Origin of the sequence: Ferribacterium limneticum, from assembly GCF_020510585.1 — a bacterium.
GTDB lineage: Bacteria > Pseudomonadota > Gammaproteobacteria > Burkholderiales > Rhodocyclaceae > Azonexus.
Map to the genome: position 1 here is coordinate 3,497,676 of NZ_CP075190.1, position 18,496 is coordinate 3,516,171.

An 18,496-nucleotide genomic window follows, 5' to 3' on the forward strand; every position below is an offset into this window, starting at 1 on the left:
ACGATGAGCACTGAAATCGAACTCAAGCTTCAACTCAGCCCGAAAGCGGCGCGCAAACTGGCCGATCACCCGCTGCTCGCCAACATCCAGTCTCAGAAACAGCATCTGCTCAACACCTATTTCGATACCCCGGCGCTGGAGCTTCACGCCCGGCGCGTTGCCGTGCGCTTCCGCAAGAAAGGTTGGCAATGGCTGTGCACCGTCAAATCGGCCGAACCGGCCAGCGGCGGACTGGCCATGCGCAGCGAATGGGAGGCGCCGGCCACGCCGGGCATCTTCGACTTTAGCCATGTCGACGCCGACGATTTCCGCGACTTTCTCGAAAAGCGAAGCAATCAGTTCGAGCCCATTTTCACTACCGATTTTCGCCGGCAGGTCTGGAACGTTCCGTTCGGCGAATCACTGATCGAACTGGCCATCGACCGCGGCCAGATCGAAAGCGGAGGGAAACGGACACCAATCTGCGAAATCGAACTCGAACTGCTTGCGGGCCGGGTTGACGACATTTTCACTCTCACCCGGCAACTTCAGGAGAGTATCGAGCTATTCCCAGCCATCGCCAGCAAGGCCGAGCGTGGCTACGCACTATTCCTCAATGAACCGCTTCGACCCTTCAAAAGCAAACCGGTACCGATCAACGAGCAGCAGACGCCCATCGAAGCCTTTCGCAGCATCGCGCTAGGCTGCCTGGAGCATTTCCAGCGCAATGAAAAAGGGCTGCTGCTTGGCGGTGAAGCAGAATTCATCCACCAAGCCCGCGTTGCGCTACGCCGCCTGCGCTCGGCGATCAAACTCTTCGCGCCGGTGCTCCCGCCAGAATTCGTCGCGGCCTACGGCCAGACCTGGCAAACGCTGGCCGGCGCTCTGGGCGACACGCGTAACTGGGACGTGTTTCTCGAAGAAACCCTGCCGCCAATTGCCGAAGCCTTCCCGGAAAATAGTGACATCAAGCGCCTGCGCAAAGCTGCCCAACGGCGTGCCCGCAGCGCCCGAAAATCCGTCATCGGCCTGCTCGCCGTCAAGGAATACCCGCGCCTGCTGCTCGAATTCACCGCCGCTGTTTACACGCTGGGCGACACGCTACCGATCCCCCTCAAGGATTTCGCCCGCCAGCAAATCAGCTCCCACGCCCGAAAAGCCCGCCGAATGGCCAGTAGACACGCAGAGCTATCCCCCGAAGAGCGCCACAAAATGCGCATCGCCTTCAAGAAGCTGCGCTACACGCTGGAGTTTTTCGCTCCCCTCCTCCCACCACGAAAGCTCAACCCCTATCTGGCCGCACTTTCACAACTCCAGGACGAACTCGGCCTGATCAACGACCACATTACCGCCAACATGCTGATCGCCGAAGCCTTGGATAAGCGCCCGGTAGGCCCGATCCATGGCTGGATATCAGGTCGGCACACCTTGCTGGTCAGCGAATTGCCGGAGGCCTTGCAAACCTGGTTGATGCAAAGGGCGCCGTGAATCGGATATAGCCGCGTGTGAAGGCGAAATAAATTGCGCGCTGCCACGCAGGGTTTCAAATTTGGTCGGTTTTTCCGGTTGACCGTAACAATGAAATTTGCAGGCTTAAATTCGACCGTTGCACCAGAATCGGGGCCCGCCACCGCAATACTCGGCTGCGCCGACAAGGTCCGGGTAGCTCTTAACCGCCACGGCAATCAGCAACAGGTTAGCAACGCCCCAAAGTACTAGCGGAAGCCAACCCGGTATGCGTTTTTCTCCCCCCTGAACACGGGGAAGGCACCGAGCGGAACACCAGCCGACAGTGATTGCCAACCATAGTTGAGGGTAGGGCATCACCAGAACCCCATCGACCATGCTTTGAACCATGGACGACAACACGGCGAACAGCAACACCCACCGGAGGCCCGCGCCCATCTTGGCATCGCCGGACCTGACCTCGGCAAATACCTTGAATAGCCAGACCGCAACAGTAGCCATGATCATGAAAAACACAGGCAGCCCCCACTCACTGGCGATTTGCAACAGCGACTGATGCGGGTGCGAACCAACAGGGTTCCCCAATGATGCAAAATGCATCGGCCCTACGCCGAACCAGGGGAACTCGACAATCTTGGCCCACGCATGTTGCCAAAGAATTTCTCTTGCCGACAAACCGAACACCTGCTCACCGGCAAAGCGATAATCTGCTGGCTGGCCGGTCACCCACGAAACTGTTTGCAACACCAGCCAGGCAAGTACGAAACCCAGTGCCATCACCAAGAACATACGCTTTGCGGTGTTTCTAGCGCCCTCCTTTAAGCCCCAGAACATGATGGAAACGGCCAACCAGGCCGCGATCGTTCCCCGAGTACCGGCAACAAAAACCATGCTCGCCAGAGAAAGCATCAAGAAAAAATCTAATCTGCGCGGGTAACGGACGCTGCTGTCTTTCGGCATACACAGCGTGCCCCCTAACAAGGGGACCGCGATAGTCAGAAATTGCCCTTCAAAACGCACGTTGGAAAAACCGTATAGCAAGCTCCAAGGGGAAAAGAAAAGCTCGGCATGAGCCAACGCTGACACAAAGGACACATAAAACTGAAAAACCATGCCCGCCAGCAATAAACGCAAAATGCTGCCCAACACCAGATCTGCCCGATCTCCGTATTCGCGCATGAGGCGAAAGACGAAAGCGCTGATACCAATGCAGGCCACTAGCAAGGCGACCTCAGTGGCAGCCCACCAAGGATGTGAGGCGAAAGCGGCAGACAGGGCGCCGATTACCAGAACGCTAACTGCAGGCCATAGCCAGACTGGATTTACAACTACAACACGAGGATACCGAAGCAAAAAAACACCGGCAAATGACAGTACCGAAATTGCAATTTGCCCCAGTCGCTGCTGGTCATGCCACGTAAGGTCAGGATGGGCAACAAGTATGACCAAGCCGGCAATCAAGGCCGAAAAGGCAACAATGATCGATAGCGCTTTCGATTTCATCAACTCAGTCACGGCTTAAAAATTGGGTGCCCATCTTGCACACAAAAACAAAAGCCGGGGTGGTAACCCCGGCTTCTCTGTATATTTAATAGGGGCCAGACCCCTATTGTCTCATTCTGTCACTAAGAATTAGCTAGCAGTACACACGCCAGAATCCCAGTTGCAAGTAATAGTCTTGGTTCCACGACTAGAGCTGAAAGTGGCAGTGCCGGTAGCCAAAGCTGTCGGAAGAGTGCCCGAGGCATTGCAAGCAGACAAAGGGGTCGTCGACAGCAGGCTGGTATCGCTATTGGCATTTGCCGAAGCCATGCCATGAGCAACCGCCGTCGCTTCAGCCAGACAGGCTGCATCAGCCGATTTCTGCGTGTAGGTACGATATTGCGGGAGAGCCACAGCAGCCAGGATACCGATAATGGCCACAACGATCATCAGTTCGATCAGGGTAAAACCCTTTTGGACGTTCTTCATTTGAATCTCCTTTTAGTGACAAGGCGGAAAAGCCGCTGGGTTATCTATAACACTATCCGTGCCAGGAATTTCGAATGATAACCAGCCTCTGACACGCACACAAAAACTCAATTCAATCAATACGTTAAATAAATAACCATTGGAATATATCGAATCAGGCCGCAGGCCACTCAATAAATATGACAATTTACGTCACCTAGGTCCGACGGATTACGTCAGATCCCCCGGTTAACTGGTTGAGACATACGATCAACGACCTCACTCCATCGAAGGCAAGTCATTTCCTGACGCAAACTTGTTCGGTGGACATTGATTCCAATTCACCAAGCGATAGGCGGCATGGCTCTCTGCCGCACTCTCCCACTGTTCAGCCAAATCCTTGCTTACCTGACTTGGCACCGTTTTGCACATCTTCCCCAGCCATTCCTTTGCCTCTGCGGGTTGCCCGTTCAGAGCAAGGTTTTGAGCCAGCAGGAATAGTAAAAAAGGCTCGGGGGTTGTCACTATCACCCCTTTCATCCAGCTGAGTTGCTCCGGAGAAAGCGGCGCCCCGGGTTTCGAGTTAGCGAACATCTGTCGATCACGCCACTGAGTCAGCACCGTCAGCTTGGGCTGAAATTCAGGGGGGATTGCTTTCCCTTTCTTGCCGAAATAGACGTTGAAATAAGTTCGTTCGGCCTCAAGGCAATCCGCAACGGTAATCCACAAGCCGCAGGCCACCGCGGCAGCAAGCCCCAGGCCGAGCCACTTGGGACAAACACACCATACCTTCACACCACTGCGCTGCCCGAGAACCCCGAGAACCATTCCGACCGGGAGCGAAAAGTAGGCGTAGTGAAGGGGCAATTCCAGCATTGAGTGAACAAGCACCATGCCGACTGTCAGCGCCGGAATAATGAAAAAATCATTTTCCAGGTGGGCCAAAAATCGCCGAAAGGTTGCCCCCAGCACCAGAACTACGAAGCCACCCAGCAATAGCCCGTTATATAAAAAAATATCGAGAACAATGTTGTGCGAATGCTTGGTCATTCCACCGGTGCCGGGAAAATCGGTTGAGGCAAAAACAGCCTCCGTCGTTTGGCCCCAGCCATACCCCAGCCAAGGGCGCTCCATAACTGCATTCACCAAGCTTTTCCACATATCGAGTCGAATGGGGTCACCTACTGGCCGCCGGATGGAGGGTTCGCCAAAGAGGAATTCATTGATGCTAGGAAGGCTTAAATAGAGTGAAACAAAATAAACACCAAAACCCAACAACACAAGGTTAAAGCGTTTTGGCCTGCTCTCGCCCCAGAAGAGGTAAAGGGCAAGGAGAACGCCAGCGACATTCAAGCCGGCGGTTTTGGACTCGGTCAGCACAACACCAAACAACAAATACAGAACCAGTATTATTGAAATTACCGGCCCCAGCGACTTTCTCGCATACCCCCACGCAACGCCCATCGCAGAAAGCAGCAGTAAGGTAGCCAACTGATTTGGCTGGGCCATGTTGGCTGAAAAGCGACTCTCGCCCACGTAGGCCACCCAAAAATTGCCAGGTGGCAAGTGAAACCATTGCAGTAGCTGGAGCCCTACCGAAATGACTGCGGCAATGGAGATCGCAAGAAACAGGAAGTCCAGGCATTCGCCGGGCGTCGACCTCTCCCAGTTCCATCCAACAAATATGGCCAGAGAAAGCCCGATCAGATAAAGGGAATTGATCCATGCCATTCCCGATGAATGAACCACGCCAACTGAATATTGAAGCCACGGGACAGCTGCTAGAAACAAGAACAGTAGGCTCAGACCAATCACCACGAGTTTGCTCGAGGAGCGAAAAAGCACCCCAAAAGCGACAGTCAATAGCATGACACCAGCGATGGCGTCGGAATAAAACGCCATCCATGGCTTGGTATGGTTCGGAATGATCCATGCCAGAGAGAGCAATATCGAAAACACGCCCAGGAAAATCGGCGGTATTGTTGCTGCAGACTTAGTTGTCAATTTTTCACCCATGCCTTGGGAGCGGGATTCATTGTTCAATCCGATGCCCACCCGTTAAAATTATGCAACATCTCGAAATCCCACTGCGCTCGGTAGCCCATCTCCATTCTCGCGCCCTCGAGTGGCGCCAGGCATCCAGTCAGCAGTCGATCTGCCGTATTTCCAGAAACTGCTCGGCATAACGCCGAAAAACCTCGGTCTGCACGAATACCTCATGCAAGGCCGGGTCGATATGGCCGTTGCTACTAAACCTGGAGAGAATGGCCAAGGCATCGGATAGCAACTTACCTTCCTTGTAGGGCCGATCCTTGGCAGTGAGCGCCTCGAAGATGTCAGCGATACCCATGATTCTGGCCTGCCAGCTCATGTTTTCGCGCTTGAGGCCTTTCGGGTAGCCTTTGCCGTCCATCCGTTCGTGGTGGCCGCCGGCGTATTCGGGGACATTTTTCAGGTGTCGCGGCCACGGTAGCTGTTCGAGCATCTTGATGGTGGCGACGATGTGGTAGTTGATGATGTCGCGCTCGGCGCGGGTCAGGGTGCCGGAACGGATGGTCAGGTTTTCGAGTTCGTCGTCGCTCAGGAACGGGAGATCCTCGCCGTCTGCGTTGCGCCAGCGATACTCCGCGGCGATTCGCCGGACCTGTTCGATGTCCTCGTCGGACATTTTTTCGCAGCCGATATTGGCCCGATGCAGAATCCCACGGTCAACCGGAATTTTTTGGCAAAAATCAAAACAGATTTGCTCGGCCTCAGCCGGCGCCATGCCTTCGGCGATGCTTTTCCATTTGCGAATTTCGGCATCGCGCTTGACGACTTCAAAACGCGTGTCGATGAGATGGATGCGGTCGTAAATGGTTTGCAGTTTGGTCGCCTTGTCCACGATGTGCACGGGCGTCGTAACCTTGCCGCAATCGTGGAGCAGCGCGGCGATGCGCAGTTCGTAGCGGTCCTTGTCGGTCAGTTTGAAATCGGCGAGCGGGCCCGTGGTGGTGGCGTCGGCCGCCTCGGCGAGCATCATGGTCAGTTCCGGCACGCGCTGGCAGTGGCCACCGGTGTAGGGTGATTTTTCGTCGATGGCCAGGTTGATGAGCTTGACGAAGGATTCGAAGAGCGCTTCGAGTTGCTGGACGAGTTGCCGGTTGCTCAGCGCAATGGCGGCCTGCGAGGCGAGCGATTCGGCGAGGCGCTGATCGGCTTGGGAGAATTCGCTGACCACACCGTCGGTCGGGCTGAGCGCATTGATCAGTTGCAGCACACCAATGATCTCGCCGTCATGATCCTTCATCGGCACCGTCAGGAAGGATTGCGAGCGATAGCCGGTGCGCGCGTCGAACTGCCGGGTCCCCGAAAAATCGAAGCCATCAGCCCGATAGGCGTCGGCAATATTGACGGTCTTGCCGGTTATGGCGGCATAGGCGGCGACCATGCTGTCGTTGGGTGCGCCATCGTTGCGGTAAAGCGGCAGATCCGGGAACTTGCCCGAGGTCGGCTGATCGCTGGAGCCGCCGAAGGCCAGATGCAGGGAATCGGTGCGGACAATTTCGAAATGCAGGTGGCGCCGGTCGTCCGAGAGCAGATAGAGCGTGCCGCCATCGGCCTGGGTGATCTGCTTGGCAGCGAGGACTATCTTTTCGAGCAACAGCTTGATGTTGTGCTCGCTGGACAGCGAGGCGCCGATATCGTTGAGCTGCTCCAGGCGGCGAAACAGGTCGTCCGAAGTTTCCATGAAAGGGAGTTCCAGTCAGAACTCAAAAATCTGGTTGTTTTGCAGCATGCCGGGCGAGAACGCCTGAAGACAGCGGTTGATTTCTTCCATGGTGACCTCGACCTGCCCGGGTTTCAGGTGCGAAATATGGATAGCGCAGGGGTGCGTCAATTTCTTCAATTCTGCCGCCAGGACATCCGGCCAATAGTGCTTCGACAACTCAGCCAAACGTGCCTCGTGGTTGGGAAAGGCGCATTCGATGATCAGGTGACGCAGGTTGGGAATGGCGTTGACGGCCAGCCAGAACGCGTCGCTTGGCCCGGTATCGCCAGAAAACGCCACACTGGCGGTACCAGAATCGAGGCAATAGCCAACAGCCGGCACGGTGTGACTGGCGGGCAGCGCCGAAACGTTACGCCCGGCCAGAGAAATCGTCTCCGCCAGTTCAATGCTGCGATAGCGCATGAAGGGCTGCTCGGCAGAGGGGACCTCCGAAAAATCAGGCCAGATCGCCCAGTTGAAAATATGCTTGCGCAGGCTGTCGAGCACCGCCTCCGTGCCGTAGACCGTCAGCGGCTTGTCGCGGCGATCAGCTACGGTATCGATCATCATCGGCAATGCGGCAATGTGATCAAGGTGGGCATGGGTCAGGAATACGTGGTCAATGGCCGCCAGTTCCGCTATCGATAATTCGCCGACGCCAGTACCGGCGTCGATCAGAATGTCGTGGTCAACGAGAAACGACGTGGTTCTCTGGTGTCTGCCACCGATGCCACCACTGCAGCCGAGTACGCGGAGCTTCATGCTTGTTGGGCCTGCCGATAAGTTGGGCCGCCCCTCGGGTCGCCCGGGTGCTGGCCGACTCGGATTGTAACCCTGCGATCCCCGCCCGGCCCAGTCAGAGGCCAAAAAACTGCGTTTTCAGCCCTTCAGGAAAAACTCCATCTTGATGCCGGCGATCTCGATGACATCATGGTCACCCAGCGGCACAGCCTGGGCATCGAGCGCCTTGCCATTGACGATGGGGAACTGGCGTCCTTCGACATGCGTAATGAAATAGCCATGCGGCCGCTTGGCAATCACCGCCACTTGCAAGCCAGGCTTGCCCAGGGTCGTCAGCGTCTTAGTCAGATCCAACTCCTTGCCGGCATTCGGGCCGTTGAGGAGTTGTATGGCGGCCGCCATGCCGGGTACTGGCGCCTTGGGCTGGGAAGCCATGCCGATACTGGATCGGGACATATTTTCCGTCGGCGCCAGTTGCAGTTCGGAGGGCAGCTTCAGCGAGCCCGAACGGATCGCCGCATTCTTTTCAAAATCGCTGGCCGCAGCACCGGCCTGCAGATCGGCCATGTATTTCAGCTTGTATTTGCCCAGTTCGATGATGTCGTTGTTGCGCAGGAAGTGCTTCTTGATCGGCTGACCATTGACCAGCGTGCCATTGGTGCTGTTCAGGTCCTCAAGGAAGGAGTCGGCAAGAATGGTGACGACCACGGCATGCTCGCCGGAGATCGCCAGATTATCGATCTGGATGTCGTTCTGCGGCTTGCGACCAATGGTCAAACGCTCCTGGTTGAGCTGAATTTCCTTGAGCACCAGACCATCCATAGAGAGGATCAGTTTTGCCATCTTGCCTTCCTCGTATCACTGCAAACGGGCCAGTAGCCGCTGCCACCAACCTCTGGGCGAAGCGAAATCGCCCACCACCTTGATCAGAATAACCGACACGTTGTCCCGCCCGCCATTGGCATTGGTCATATGCACCAGATGATCCGCCGCCAACGCCAGGTTACTGCTCAGAGTCATCAGGGTCACGGCAATCTCGTGATCCTCGATCATGTCGTTCAGACCATCGGAACACAGCAACACAATATCCCCTGGACGAACGTCGTAATCATGGACTTCGACCTCAACCTCGGGATCAACCCCGAGCGCTCTCGTCACCAGATTACGGTTTTCCGCATAGCGCGCCTGTTCGGCTGTGATGATGCCATTATCAAGCTGTTCCTGTAAGAGGGAATGATCGCGCGTCAGCTGCTCGAAGCATTCGCCGCGCAAGCGGTACAGGCGCGAATCGCCGACATGCGCAACACTCATCCGATTTTCGTAAAACCACGCCAGAACAAGCGTCGTACCCATGCCGGTGTACTGGGAGCAGCTCTGGGCCGCATTGAAGATGGCCAGATTGGCCGCCTTCACTTCATTGACGATATGCGCTTCGACAATGGACGCATCGCTTAACCCCCGTCTCAGGACAGCAGGGGAATTGATGACGCCGGCGATATCCTCGGCCAGACGGGTCGTTGCCAGGCCGCTAGCCACCTCGCCGGCGTTATAGCCTCCCATGCCATCGGCCAGAATAGCCACGCCAAGACCGGCATCGGCATAGATGGCATCTTCGTTATGCGAACGGATCATGCCCGGATCGGTGCGCATCACCATTTCCAGGGCATCGGCCAGCCTCATTGGGCAAACCGGGTCGAAGAACATGTGCTCAGGGCCAACTGTTCGACGTACGGCGCCAGCGGAACAACTCGCATCCCGCGACATTGAGCTCCCCTTCCACGCGCTGCCCCGATCATTCTTCCTCCGTCGATGGCCGTCCCCCAATCGTTTTGTGGACACAAAACCGTGACATTCTTACCTGTCGCAAGGTTTCGGTCAAACCTCATTCCATGTGGATAGTCTGGCCCAAGCCTTTTGCTTCGGCTGCGGCCAATACCCGCAGCGCCACGGCGAGGTCCTGAATGGCCATCCCCTGCGACTCAAACAGCGTGATCTGCTCTACCGATGTCCGTCCGGCATGGCGCCCGACAATCACCTCGCCCAGTTCCACCAACTGTCGGGCGTGGATACGGCCTTTCTCCAGCAAAGGCAACAGATCGCCTGCCTCGGCCTGCGCCGTCGGAACAGCATCGACAGTAATCAGATCACAGCGCCTGACTGCCACCTCGGACAATTCCTGACGAATCAGCGAATTGGAACCGGCAGCATTAATATGGACCCCGGGCTCCAGCCATGTGGCGTCGAACAAAGGCTGCGCCGCCGTCGTCACCGTCCCGATGACATCACTGCCGCGCACGGTTTCTTCGGCGCTTTCGGCCGGCTCGATAGCGACACCGGTCGCTTCGCTCAGGCGCCGGCAGAAATCCTGCAGCTTGTCGGCCTTGCGGCTGAACACCTTGACGCGCTCCAGCGGCAGGGCGGCGCAGATTGCCCGGACATGGCCTTCGGCCTGCCAGCCTGATCCAAACACGCCAGCCACGCTCGCGTCAGGCCGCGCCAGCCAGCGAGCCGCAAGGCCGCTCGCCGCGCCAGTTCGAATCATGCCCAGATAGTCGGCCTCGATAACGGCCTTGAGACGCCCCGTCGCAGCGTCGAACAAATGGACCAGAAAACGGTTGCCGCTCTTGTTGCTGGTATAAGCCTTGTAGCCGATCACGCCTTGCCCCGGGAGGGCACCCTGCAGGATATGCAGCACCGTCTGCGGCAGACGACTGCGCGCCCGCGGCGTATCAATGGCCAGACCGTTGGCTAGGTCGCGATGCGCCGACTCGACACCCTCGAGCGCCATTTCCACGGTCAACAGGTTTTTTACGTCATTTTCCGAAAGAAACAAGGCCACGATTTTCCCCTATACGATAGTGACGTCCTGGCGGGCGAGAATCCGTTTTTCCAGCCAGCGACCGACGATAACAACCAGTAGCGCACCGACAATTCCGGCCACCTTGGCCGACCAATCCGGCAACTGCGGCAGGATGGCAGTGACGCCTGGATCGGAAAAAATCATTTGTCCGGCAACGTAGCCGAGTAGCGCAGCGCCCAACAGAACGATGGATGGGAAACGCTCCATCCAGTGCAGGATCAGCTGGCTCGACCAGACAATCAGCGGAATACTGACGGCCAGCCCAAAAAGTAGCAGCGCCAGACTGCCATGGGCGGCCCCGGCAACAGCAATCACGTTGTCCAGGCTCATCACGAAATCGGCCACGACGATGGTTTTCACCGCACCCCAAAGATTCGCCGAAGACTCGATGTCATGTCCCTCCTCGTCCTCGGGCAGCATGAGCTTGACGGCGATCCAGACCAGCAAAACACCACCAACGAGCTTGAGCCACGGCAGGTTCATGACCAGCGCGGCAAACACCGTGAGCACAACGCGCAGGGTGACGGCGCCAGCCACGCCCCAGAAAATCCCGGCACGGCGCTGTTCGGGGGAAAGATTGCGGCAGGCCAGCGCGATGACCACGGCGTTGTCGCCGGAGAGCACGATGTCGATCAGGATGATCTGGCCGACAGCGACCCAGAAAACGGCAGAAGTTAAATCAAGTTCCATAAAAACCAGACGAAAAAAAGGCGGACACGCGGCCCGCCTTTTTGGTTGAGCTAGGCTCGAATTTTACAGCAAGGCCTTGAGCAGCTTGGCCATTTCGGACGGGTTGCGCGTCACGGTGAAACCACACTCTTCCATGATGGCAAGCTTAGCATCAGCGGTGTCGGCACCGCCGGAGATCAACGCACCGGCATGACCCATGCGCTTGCCAGCCGGGGCGGTAACACCAGCGATGAAGCCGACGATCGGCTTCTTCATGTTGGCCTTGCACCACTGGGCGGCTTCGGCTTCGTCAGGACCGCCGATTTCACCGATCATGATGACGGCGTCGGTATCCGGATCGTCGTTGAAAGCCTTCATGACGTCGATGTGCTTCAGACCGTTGATCGGGTCACCACCGATACCGACGGCAGACGACTGGCCGAGACCGATTTCGGTCAGCTGGCCAACGGCTTCGTAGGTCAGGGTGCCGGAACGCGAAACGACGCCGATGCGACCCTTGCGGTGGATGTGACCCGGCATGATGCCGATCTTCACTTCGTCCGGGGTGATCAGGCCGGGGCAGTTCGGGCCGAGCAGCAGGGTCTTCTTGCCGCCGGCAGCTTCCTTGGCCTTCATCTTGTTGCGCAGGATGAGCATGTCGCGGACAGGGATGCCTTCGGTGATACAGATGGCCAGATCGAGGTCGGCCTCAACGGCTTCCCAGATCGCAGCGGCTGCACCCGGGGGCGGCACGTAGATGACGGAAACGGTGGCACCGGTTTCGGCTGCGGCTTCCTTGACGGAGGCGTAGATGGGAATGTTGAAGATCGACTCGCCGGCCTTCTTCGGGTTCACGCCGGCAACGAAGCACTCTTTGCCGTTGGCGTATTCCTGGCACTTTTCCGTATGGAACTGGCCGGTCTTGCCGGTGATGCCCTGGGTGATGATGCGGGTATTTTTATTGATGAAAATGGACATTCAATAGCTCCTTACTTGACCGCAGCAACGATCTTGGTGGCGGCTTCGGCCATGGAATCGGCAGAGATGATCGGCAGACCGGAATCCTTCAGGATCTTCTTGCCCAAATCTTCATTGGTACCCTTCATGCGCACGACCAACGGCACGCTGAGGTGGGTTTCGCGAGCGGCAGCAACGACGCCGGTAGCGATAGTGTCGCACTTCATGATGCCGCCGAAGATGTTGACCAGGATGCCCTTGACCTTGGGGTTCTTGAGCATGATCTTGAACGCTTCGGTCACCTTCTCGGTCGTGGCGCCACCGCCGACGTCGAGGAAGTTGGCCGGTTCGGCGCCGAACAGCTTGATGGTGTCCATGGTGGCCATGGCCAGACCGGCACCGTTCACCAGACAACCGATGTTGCCATCGAGGGAGATGTAGGCCAGATCGAACTTGGAAGCTTCGATTTCGTCAGCATCTTCTTCGTCGAGGTCGCGCATGGCGACGATCTCTTCCTGACGGTAGAGGGCGTTCGAGTCGAAGTTGAACTTGGCGTCGATGGCCTTGACGGTACCGTCGGCTTCGTGGATCAGCGGATTGATTTCGGCCAGCGAAGCATCCGTTTCCATGTAGCAGGTGTAGAGCTTCTTGAGCGTGTCGATGCACTGCGGAATCGAGGCTTCGTTCATGCCCATGCCCTTGGCCAGGGTCATGCCCTGCTCGTCGGTCAGGCCGACCAGCGGATTGACGAAAACCTTGACGATCTTTTCCGGAGTCTTGTGGGCGACTTCTTCGATGTCCATGCCGCCTTCGTAGGAGGCCATGATGGCGACGGACTGCGTGGCGCGATCAGTCAGCGCTGCAACGTAGTACTCGTGCTGGATGTCGGCACCTTCTTCGATCAACAGGTGACGAACCTTCTGGCCTTCCGGACCGGTTTGATGCGTGATCAGCTGCATGCCGAGGATCTGGTTGGCGTACTCGCGCACTTTTTCCAGCGAAGTTGCGACCTTGACACCACCGCCTTTGCCACGGCCACCAGCGTGAATCTGGGCTTTGACGACCCAGACCTTGCCGCCCAGGGTTTCAGCTGCCTTGACTGCGTCATCGACGGTCGTGCAGTGAATCCCGCGCGGAACCGTAACGCCGAATTTTTTCAGGAGTTGTTTGCCCTGATATTCGTGAATTTTCATGCGCTTTCCTTGCGTTTAGTTGAGTTGCGAGCAATGAGCAGTGGCCGAAACTTCCCCCGACCCCACTCGGTTATACCGGCTTGAACTCAAAATCTTACCACAGACGCAAACAATCGCGGCAGCCCGAAATTCATAATTATGGCGTTGATTCCGTGGCCAGCATCACCTTGCGCAACAAGGGCAGCAACATCGCCGCGGCGAGCAGCAGACTGAGTGCGGCGGCCAGCCAGAAGCCGGCAACGCCAAGTGGCGTTGGCCAGCGATAACAGAGCCAGGCGCCGCCGAGCAGACCGATACCCCAGAAGCAGAAAATCTGCACCAGCATCGGCACGAAAGTCACCCGATAGGCCCGCAAGGCGTGGCCGGCAATGGTCTGCAGCGCATCGAAAAACTGATAGATGGCAACATAGATGATCAGGCTAAGGGCCACGGTGCGCAAGGCCGGGTCGTCGGTATAAGCGGCGACCAGCGGTTCGGCGCTGAGCCAGAGCAGGAGACCGACGGCGGTCGACGAGGCGCCGGCCAGGATCAGCCCGGCGCGGATCGTCACCCTCGCCCGCGCCCCATCGTGGGCGCCGACCGCCTGACCAACGGCGGCCATGGTGGCGATGCCAAGCGACAGCGGCATCATGTAGATCAGCGCCGACAGGTTGGCGACGATGCGATGGCCAGCCACCACCGTCGCCCCGAGCGAGGCGACGAACAGCGCGATCAGCGTGAACGAGGTGATTTCGACCAGATTGGACAAACCCATCGGCACCCCAATGCGCAGCAGTTCGCGCCAGGCGGTCCAGTTCGGCAACTGCCAGTCGGAAAATGGCCGATAACGTCGGCCGAGCGGCCCGAAAGCCAGATAGGCGGCGCCGCTGATGCAGGCCAGCCAGCCGATCAGAATATTGGATAGCGCACAGCCGGCGACGCCGAGCGGTTCACCGAGCCAGCCCTGCAGGGCAAAACCCCAAGCCAGCAGCGCATGCAGCGCCAAGCTGAACAACCCGATGCCCATCAGCACGCGCGGCTTGCCCAGCGCATTGCAGAAAGCCCAGAACGTCCGGTAGAACAGTGCCGCCGGCAGGCTCCAGGCGAGCAGGGCGAGATATTGGCGGACCTTGGCTTCGACTGCCGCATCCATGTCCGCCATGCCGAGCACGGCGCCGGGATGGGTCAGGAACAGGATGCCCGGCACGGCGAGCAATATGGCAAGCCAGAAACCCTGCTGGAGAACACCAGCCACCTCGTCATCGCGCCCGGCGCCATGCAGGTGGGCGACGACCGGCGACACCGCTTGCAGAATGCCGACCAGCGCGAAGACGACCGAAACGTGGATGCCGCCGCCAATTGCCACGGCGGCCAGATCGAGCGAGCTGACATGGCCGAGCACGGCAGTGTCGACCACCATCATGCCGATGGAGGACAACTGGGCGATCAGAATGGGGAGGGCGTGGGCAATCAGGCCACGCGCGGCGGCGCGAAACATGGGGCCGGATTGTCGCATAAGGCGGCCAGCCGGCCCGCTCGCCCGTTCCCATGGTCAACCCGAAAAAAGGGCAAAAATTAAAATCAGGCGCAGTTGATCTGCCTCAACCGCCCACCCCGGCTGCCACTTCAGAATTTACGGTTCCAGAGGGAGAGAACAATGAGCCTGGGCCTGCACGCCATAGAAAACGCCAGCCGCGACGAAATCGTCGCCCTGCAAACGGAGCGCCTGAAGTGGACGCTGAACCACGTTTACCACAACGTGCCGTATTACAAAGCCAAGTTCGACGCCGCCGGCGTCCATCCTGATGACCTCAAATCGCTGGCTGATCTCAGCAAGTTTCCGTTCACCACCAAGCAGGATCTGCGCGACAACTACCCGTACAACATGTTCGCCGTGCCACGGGAAAAAGTGGCGCGGATTCACGCCTCGAGCGGCACGACCGGCAAGCCGACCGTCGTCGGCTACACCCTGAAGGACATCGGCACCTGGGCCGACCTGATCGCCCGCTCAATCTACGCTTCGGGCGGCCGGCCCGGCGATATCGTCCATGTCGCCTACGGCTACGGCCTGTTTACCGGCGGCCTGGGCGCCCATTACGGCGCCGAGAAGCTCGGCTGCACGGTGATCCCGATGTCCGGCGGGCAGACCGAAAAACAGGTCCAGCTGATCTGCGACTTCAAGCCGAACATCATCATGGTCACGCCCTCCTACATGCTCAACATCGCCGACGAATTCCGTCGCCAGGGCATCGACCCGCGCAGCACCAACCTGCGCATCGGCATCCACGGCGCCGAGCCATGGACCGATGCCATGCGCGGCGAGATCGAAAAGGCCTTCGCCATTGACGCCATCGACATCTACGGCCTGTCCGAAGTCATCGGCCCGGGCGTCGCCAACGAATGCGCCGAAAGCAAGGACGGCCCGGTCATCTGGGAAGACCATTTCTATCCGGAAATCATCGACCCGGTGACCGGCGAAGTGCTGCCCGAAGGCAGCCAGGGCGAACTGGTGTTCACCTCGCTGACCAAGGAAGCAATGCCGGTCATCCGCTACCGCACACGCGACCTGACCCGCCTGCTGGCACCGACCTCGCGCAGCATGCGCCGCATCGGCAAGATCACCGGCCGCTCGGACGACATGCTGATCATCCGCGGCGTCAATGTCTTCCCTTCGCAAATCGAGGAACTGATCCTCAAGCAGCCCAAGCTGTCGCCGCATTACGTCATCGAAGTCAGCCGCGATGGCCATCTCGACACAATGAAGGTCAATGTCGAACTGAAGCGCGAGTTCCAGTTTGCCAGCGGCGCCGAGAAGGAATTCGTGGCGCACGACCTGCAGCACCACATCAAGTCCTACATCGGCATTTCGGCCAAGATCGACATCGTCGAAGAAGGCGGCGTCGAGCGTTCGATCGGCAAGGCCCGCCGGGTCATCGACAAGCGGCCGAAGTAGGGCAGGCAACTGAAACCCCGCAAGCGCGGGGTTTCACGCCTTAAACAATGCGGGCGCGCAGCGTTCCAACGCCGTCCACGCCCCCGTCCAGCACATCCCCTCGAACAATCGGCCCAACCCCGGCCGGCGTGCCGGTGTAGATCAGGTCACCGGCTTCGAGGCGAACCAGCGTCGACAGGTTGGCGACAATCTCCGCCACCTTCCACATCATGGCCGACAGGTCGCCATCCTGCCGAGGCTGACCGTTCACCGTCAGCCAGATGCGGCCGGCCGCCGGGTGACCGCACAGCGCCACCGGGCGGATCGCCCCGGCCACGGCCGACTGGTCGAAACCTTTGCTCATGTCCCAGGGATGGCTCTTTTCCTTGGCTTTCGCCTGCATATCGCGACGCGTCAGGTCGAGGCCGACGGCGTAGCCGAAAATCAGGCCAATTGCCGCGTCGACCGTCACATTGGCGCCGCCGGCCCCCAGGGCAACAACCATTTCGACCTCGTGATGCAGGTTGTTCGTCTGCGGCGGATAGGCCACGCTGATTTCGCCCTCGCCGCCGACTACGGCATCGCCCGGCTTGGTGAAGAAAAACGGCGGCTCACGCCCCTCGGCCTGATCGAGCGCGCCCATCTCGCGGGCGTGGTCGGCATAGTTGCGGCCGACACAAAATATCCGGCGGACCGGAAAGCGCTGCCCGCTCCCGACAACCGGCAAGGTAGCGACTGGATGCGGAGGAAAGACAAGGCTCATGGGACTGCTCCGTAATCGATAGTCAGGACTGGCAGTGTGCAACATTTCACCCTTGCCCAGCCAGCCCGGTGTTAAAGTTTTAGCACCAGAAAATCGATTGGCATAGAACACCGGATGATCGTTTTACGACTGCTGCGCCACGGACTGCTAAGTGCGGCGATATTCTCAGGCTCGGCCAGCGCCGTCGGACTCGGCGAAATCACCCTCCATTCGCGCATCGGCGAGGCCCTGCGCGCCGACATCCCGGTCATCTCCGGCGGAGAATCCCTCAATGCGGCCTGTTTCTCTCTCGGCCCCGTTCCCGGCGCCGACTTTCCGGTCATCACCGCCGCCCGGACGCGACTGGTTCGGATCGGCCCGGATTACCGCCTGATCCTCACCGGCAGCAAGGCTATCGACGAACCGGTCGTCGTCATCAGCCTGCGCGCCGGGTGCGGCATGGATCTGCAACGCGAATACGTGCTGTTGCCAGCACCGCCATTGAGCACCGCCAACGACATCGAGCCGCCACTGACAGTGGCCAGCCCGGCCCCGCGCGAAATGCCGCGTAGTCGCGCCCCGGCAGAACGTTTCAGCGAACGCTGGGCGGCCGACAGCGATGCACCCCCGCAGCCGGCAGCCAAACCCCGCCCGCCTCGCACCGCGCCAAACGCAGCGACCAAGCCAAAGAAGCCGCTACCACGCGAAACGCTGGCTGGAATTGCCAGCGGCAAGGACAGGATTATCCTCGGTGCGGCGCTCGACGACCTGCCGCCGCCCGGCGCCGGCGACCCGCTTGTCCCGGTCAACGAACTCGACGAGCGCCTGCTCAAGATGGAAACGACGCTGCATCTGCTCAACCAGGAAGTCGACAAGCTGAGCACGGCCGTGACCCTGGGTGCCGAATCCCGAGCGGTACGGGAAAAACTGCAGGACATGCAGGCGCAACAGGCAACACCGGGCATCCTGCCCAGTGTCCAAGCCGCCACGCCGCAAGCCCCGGCCCGCGCCAAGTCCAACTACGATGATTGGCTCGAACTGCTGTTCGGCCTCCTGCTCGGCGGCAGCGTTTCAGCCGGCGTCGCCCATCTGGTTAGCCGCCGGCACGACAAATTACACAGCTTCGCTGCCTCGCCGCCGCGCATCGCCAAACCCCGCCGTCCGGCAACGGTTTAACCGGATAAACCCGGGCAAGAAGGCATCTCCTTCTCAAACCACCTCGCCGCTCATGATTGCCACGGTCAACCGGAATTTTTGGCCAAATTTGAAATCGGGT

Annotated in this window: 15 protein-coding genes and 1 pseudogene; 3 read left to right on the plus strand and 13 right to left on the minus strand. The window is 58.8% G+C overall.

The features are described 5' to 3' along the window. Positions 1-3 precede the first annotated feature (3 nt). Positions 4-1,467 (plus strand): CYTH and CHAD domain-containing protein, encoded by a 1,464-nt coding sequence (locus tag KI613_RS16685; RefSeq protein ID WP_226401419.1) that lies wholly within the window; start codon positions 4-6, stop codon positions 1,465-1,467. 105 nt (positions 1,468-1,572) lie between these two features. Here the strand turns inward: KI613_RS16685 and KI613_RS16690 are convergent, their stop codons facing one another. From KI613_RS16690 to KI613_RS16745, 12 genes and pseudogenes are all read right to left on the minus strand, one after another. Continuing rightward, on the minus strand, positions 1,573-2,949 hold the full coding sequence (locus KI613_RS16690; RefSeq protein WP_226401420.1) for an O-antigen ligase family protein: 1,377 nt from the start codon (positions 2,947-2,949) through the stop codon (positions 1,573-1,575). Between the two features lie 365 nt (positions 2,950-3,314). Then, positions 3,315-3,417: pseudogene (locus KI613_RS21425) on the minus strand (pilin); the annotation flags it as partial. Between the two features lie 258 nt (positions 3,418-3,675). Then, complete coding sequence (locus KI613_RS16700; RefSeq protein ID WP_226401421.1) at positions 3,676-5,439, minus strand: PglL family O-oligosaccharyltransferase; 1,764 nt, start codon at positions 5,437-5,439, stop codon at positions 3,676-3,678. A 100-nt stretch (positions 5,440-5,539) separates the two neighbouring features. After that, positions 5,540-7,126 (minus strand): HD family phosphohydrolase, encoded by a 1,587-nt coding sequence (locus KI613_RS16705; RefSeq protein WP_226401422.1) that lies wholly within the window; start codon positions 7,124-7,126, stop codon positions 5,540-5,542. 15 nt (positions 7,127-7,141) lie between these two features. After that, complete coding sequence (locus KI613_RS16710; RefSeq protein ID WP_226401423.1) at positions 7,142-7,909, minus strand: 3',5'-cyclic-nucleotide phosphodiesterase; 768 nt, start codon at positions 7,907-7,909, stop codon at positions 7,142-7,144. Positions 7,910-8,026: 117 nt separating this feature from the next. Next, positions 8,027-8,731 (minus strand): FHA domain-containing protein, encoded by a 705-nt coding sequence (locus tag KI613_RS16715; protein WP_226401425.1) that lies wholly within the window; start codon positions 8,729-8,731, stop codon positions 8,027-8,029. Between the two features lie 15 nt (positions 8,732-8,746). Further along, positions 8,747-9,592, minus strand: coding sequence for a Stp1/IreP family PP2C-type Ser/Thr phosphatase (locus KI613_RS16720; protein ID WP_226401426.1), 846 nt, complete (start codon positions 9,590-9,592; stop codon positions 8,747-8,749). A 178-nt stretch (positions 9,593-9,770) separates the two neighbouring features. Next, positions 9,771-10,727, minus strand: coding sequence for an ornithine cyclodeaminase family protein (locus tag KI613_RS16725; protein WP_226401428.1), 957 nt, complete (start codon positions 10,725-10,727; stop codon positions 9,771-9,773). Positions 10,728-10,736: 9 nt separating this feature from the next. Beyond that, entirely contained in the window at positions 10,737-11,438 is a 702-nt protein-coding gene (locus tag KI613_RS16730) for a TerC family protein (RefSeq protein WP_226401430.1), read from the minus strand. A gap of 63 nt (positions 11,439-11,501) precedes the next feature. Further along, positions 11,502-12,395: a succinate--CoA ligase subunit alpha gene (sucD, locus tag KI613_RS16735; protein ID WP_226401432.1), complete on the minus strand. Its 894-nt coding sequence runs from the start codon at positions 12,393-12,395 to the stop codon at positions 11,502-11,504. 11 nt (positions 12,396-12,406) lie between these two features. Beyond that, positions 12,407-13,567 carry an ADP-forming succinate--CoA ligase subunit beta gene (gene sucC, locus KI613_RS16740; protein WP_226401434.1) on the minus strand — a complete coding sequence of 387 codons (1,161 nt, stop codon included), beginning with the start codon at positions 13,565-13,567 and terminating at the stop codon, positions 12,407-12,409. A gap of 136 nt (positions 13,568-13,703) precedes the next feature. Further along, positions 13,704-15,044: an MATE family efflux transporter gene (locus tag KI613_RS16745; protein WP_226401436.1), complete on the minus strand. Its 1,341-nt coding sequence runs from the start codon at positions 15,042-15,044 to the stop codon at positions 13,704-13,706. A gap of 159 nt (positions 15,045-15,203) precedes the next feature. On the opposite strand from KI613_RS16745, the gene paaK reads away from it, so the two are divergent. After that, complete coding sequence (paaK, locus tag KI613_RS16750) at positions 15,204-16,499, plus strand: phenylacetate--CoA ligase PaaK (protein WP_226401438.1); 1,296 nt, start codon at positions 15,204-15,206, stop codon at positions 16,497-16,499. 40 nt (positions 16,500-16,539) lie between these two features. On the opposite strand, the gene KI613_RS16755 is transcribed toward paaK, so the two are convergent. Further along, positions 16,540-17,241 (minus strand): fumarylacetoacetate hydrolase family protein, encoded by a 702-nt coding sequence (locus tag KI613_RS16755; RefSeq protein WP_226401440.1) that lies wholly within the window; start codon positions 17,239-17,241, stop codon positions 16,540-16,542. A gap of 114 nt (positions 17,242-17,355) precedes the next feature. Between KI613_RS16755 and KI613_RS16760 the strand changes: the two genes are divergently transcribed. Beyond that, the gene (locus KI613_RS16760; protein ID WP_226401442.1) at positions 17,356-18,396 is read left to right on the plus strand and encodes a type IV pilus assembly protein FimV; all 1,041 of its coding nucleotides are present in this window, start codon (positions 17,356-17,358) and stop codon (positions 18,394-18,396) included. Positions 18,397-18,496 lie beyond the last annotated feature (100 nt).

What these genes read in the sequence shown, in the direction of transcription:
- KI613_RS16720 (WP_226401426.1), bottom strand. Translation starts at nt 9,592, where the DNA reads ATGTTCTTCGACCCGGTTTGCCCAATGAGGCTGGCCGATGCCCTGGAA.
- KI613_RS16760 (WP_226401442.1), top strand. Translation starts at nt 17,356, where the DNA reads ATGATCGTTTTACGACTGCTGCGCCACGGACTGCTAAGTGCGGCGATA.
- KI613_RS16715 (WP_226401425.1), bottom strand. Translation starts at nt 8,731, where the DNA reads ATGGCAAAACTGATCCTCTCTATGGATGGTCTGGTGCTCAAGGAAATT.
- sucC (WP_226401434.1), bottom strand. Translation starts at nt 13,567, where the DNA reads ATGAAAATTCACGAATATCAGGGCAAACAACTCCTGAAAAAATTCGGC.
- KI613_RS16705 (WP_226401422.1), bottom strand. Translation starts at nt 7,126, where the DNA reads ATGGAAACTTCGGACGACCTGTTTCGCCGCCTGGAGCAGCTCAACGAT.
- KI613_RS16710 (WP_226401423.1), bottom strand. Translation starts at nt 7,909, where the DNA reads ATGAAGCTCCGCGTACTCGGCTGCAGTGGTGGCATCGGTGGCAGACAC.
- KI613_RS16730 (WP_226401430.1), bottom strand. Translation starts at nt 11,438, where the DNA reads ATGGAACTTGATTTAACTTCTGCCGTTTTCTGGGTCGCTGTCGGCCAG.
- sucD (WP_226401432.1), bottom strand. Translation starts at nt 12,395, where the DNA reads ATGTCCATTTTCATCAATAAAAATACCCGCATCATCACCCAGGGCATC.
- KI613_RS16685 (WP_226401419.1), top strand. Translation starts at nt 4, where the DNA reads ATGAGCACTGAAATCGAACTCAAGCTTCAACTCAGCCCGAAAGCGGCG.
- KI613_RS16690 (WP_226401420.1), bottom strand. Translation starts at nt 2,949, where the DNA reads ATGAAATCGAAAGCGCTATCGATCATTGTTGCCTTTTCGGCCTTGATT.
- KI613_RS16755 (WP_226401440.1), bottom strand. Translation starts at nt 17,241, where the DNA reads ATGAGCCTTGTCTTTCCTCCGCATCCAGTCGCTACCTTGCCGGTTGTC.
- paaK (WP_226401438.1), top strand. Translation starts at nt 15,204, where the DNA reads ATGAGCCTGGGCCTGCACGCCATAGAAAACGCCAGCCGCGACGAAATC.
- KI613_RS16745 (WP_226401436.1), bottom strand. Translation starts at nt 15,044, where the DNA reads ATGTTTCGCGCCGCCGCGCGTGGCCTGATTGCCCACGCCCTCCCCATT.